Annotated in this window: 4 protein-coding genes; 2 read left to right on the forward strand and 2 right to left on the reverse strand. The window is 32.4% G+C overall.

What is annotated here, in order from left to right; genetic code table 11:
• Positions 1-99: 99 nt before the first annotated feature.
• Together VQ00_RS18745 and VQ00_RS17530 are read right to left on the reverse strand one after the other, a co-directional pair.
• On the reverse strand, positions 100-276 hold the full coding sequence (locus VQ00_RS18745; RefSeq protein WP_156154120.1) for a hypothetical protein: 177 nt from the start codon (positions 274-276) through the stop codon (positions 100-102).
• A gap of 12 nt (positions 277-288) precedes the next feature.
• Positions 289-834 (reverse strand): hypothetical protein, encoded by a 546-nt coding sequence (locus VQ00_RS17530; RefSeq protein WP_046181422.1) that lies wholly within the window; start codon positions 832-834, stop codon positions 289-291.
• Positions 835-1,138: 304 nt separating this feature from the next.
• On the opposite strand from VQ00_RS17530, the gene VQ00_RS17535 reads away from it, so the two are divergent.
• Together VQ00_RS17535 and VQ00_RS17540 are read left to right on the forward strand one after the other, a co-directional pair.
• On the forward strand, positions 1,139-1,903 hold the full coding sequence (locus VQ00_RS17535; RefSeq protein WP_046181423.1) for a ParA family protein: 765 nt from the start codon (positions 1,139-1,141) through the stop codon (positions 1,901-1,903).
• Positions 1,887-2,162 carry a hypothetical protein gene (locus VQ00_RS17540; RefSeq protein WP_046181424.1) on the forward strand — a complete coding sequence of 92 codons (276 nt, stop codon included), beginning with the start codon at positions 1,887-1,889 and terminating at the stop codon, positions 2,160-2,162. Before VQ00_RS17535 ends, VQ00_RS17540 begins: the two co-directional genes overlap by 17 nt.
• Positions 2,163-2,322 lie beyond the last annotated feature (160 nt).

Raw genomic sequence — 2,322 nt, forward strand, 5'->3', positions numbered from 1 at the left:
CTTGACGGGGGTAAGATCAACCCTTTATGTTGTATTCGAATTAAGATTGCTAACCATTATTTTCTTGGAGTTCTTCACTCTCATTAAGTATGAAATATATTATTTATCTTTTACCTTCTTTTTTTTCTCGAAATATTCAAATTCAAAACCAAATTTCGGAAGTTCTTGTTCCATAACTAACTCACTTTGAAATTTAGGAATTTCATTCTGAGAAGTATTTTCTTTCTCTTGATCAGTTATATTTTTTAAATAATCCTCCAGTGATTTATCCGCCATGTTCATCATCTCCTATAAATTTAAAGATATTATATAAACCAAAATTATTAGTATAACTCCAATTAAGCTTACAGAGGTCCCTAGCTTATAGTCCTTTGCTTTGATATTATTTTTTTCGCGATTATATTGAACAATATCCCGGTATTGTTCCGTCAGTGATATAGCAATGTAATCCTTTGGATATTTCCCATAAGTTTGATTAAATTCCTTAGTAGTCATTCTCATATATTTATCCGCCATAAATACTTTCAATAAAAAAATAAATGCTGTAATCAAAGCACACATCGCAATTATTACAAAAATTAAATAGATGATATACCAAGTCGCTTCTGTCACGTGAGTAATTTTTATTTTTTTTAAGTCAGATATTTTAATATAAGATATAAGAATAGGTAAAATAGCCGTAACAAAGGCCAGTAAGATTCCTGCTCTCGTTTCAAAAGCAGTTTTTCTTGCTAATTCATAATCATATTCTTTTTGTATAACGCTAAGTAAAAGTTCCGCTGAAGGAAATTTTTCTGCTATTTGATTATTTGTATCTGCATTTTGTTCACTCATCAGAAAATTCCACTCCTTTGGATTGAGTATAATTCATATAATTGGTAATATCCATATATTATTATCTATACCCCAAACAATACTAATGTAGGCTATATTCAATAATACAGCCCTTAAAGAAACTTTTTAGAATGTAATAACCAATAACCCTACTAGAAAGCGACTAAAAAGCTCTAGGTCTCGGTCTAGAGCTTTTTCGATGTAACAAAATTCTATTTATTCTTTTAATAACTAGTTCTCAACACATGTTAAAAATAATAAACTGTATTTACATAAATACAGTTTGCTGTAAAGGAGAGATCCAATGACAGTCATCGTTTCTTTCGGCCTTCAAAAAGGGGGCGTCGGCAAGACAACAACTACAGGCATTACAGCATTTTTATTGGCCAAAACCAAACGAGTTCTAGTTGTAGACCTAGACGGCCAAGGTAATTTAACAAGAATGCTATCTGGCCAAAACAAGAATACCTTTGAAAATACAGTTTATGAAGCAATAAAATACAGAAATACAGAAAACTGTATAACTGTATTATCAGAAAAACTGCATTTAATACCGGCCAATGACGATATTTCACAGATTTCAACTGTTCTAGATATAAATAGCGATAAACGGCTGCATGTATTAGCTGATATATTACATCCAGTAAGGTCCTATTATGATTATATCCTGCTCGATTTGCCTCCAGCGCTTTCAGAGCAGACCTTAATAGGTCTAACGGCAAGTGACTATACCGTAACCATGCTGCAAACCGAACCGTTTGCGTATTATGCCCTTGAAGATTATTTAGAAACATGCCAAGTTGTCCAAAAGAAATATAATCCGAATTTAAAACTGGCTGGCATTTTATCCGTTCTTTTAAATTCCCGTTCCTCTCTGGACCAATCTATTTTAGAAAGAGTGAGAACTGATTATGAGGATATCGTGTTTGAAAGTGTAATTAAGCGAAAATCGCGCTTAAAGGAATTGGCCATAACGGGTATTACTGATAAAACGAAAGCCGATCGCCAAGCTTTACAAGAATACAATGATTTTGTACAGGAGTTGGTGGAACGTGTCCAAGAAAAATAAATTTTCTGGCCTACTTGGCCAGGAGGAAAACACAGCAAAAGGGTTAAAGAAAAAAGAAGAAGTTTTAGAAAAACTTTCTGTAAATACAGGAATACAGGAACCTGTAAAAAAAGCAAAAAAGACAAAAGCCACATTTGAATTAGACTCAGATTTACATAAGAAATTAAAGATGTTTGCAGCTCAACATGATAAGAAAATGGTTGAAGTTGTAGAAAGTGCATTGAAGGAGTATTTCTCTTCTCAAAATAATGAAGAATGATTACATATTTAAAAATTTATTAATAAGGTTAATAAAAAGGGGTTACTCAACGAGAGTAACTGTTACCAAAATATATATGATTAAAGAAAAGAACGCCTCAGATCTAAACGCTGAGGCGTTTCAAATGCAACATAATAACATGATCTTACCCCCGTCAAGT

It is taken from the genome of Domibacillus tundrae, assembly GCF_000970675.1.
GTDB lineage: Bacteria > Bacillota > Bacilli > Bacillales > Domibacillaceae > Domibacillus > Domibacillus tundrae.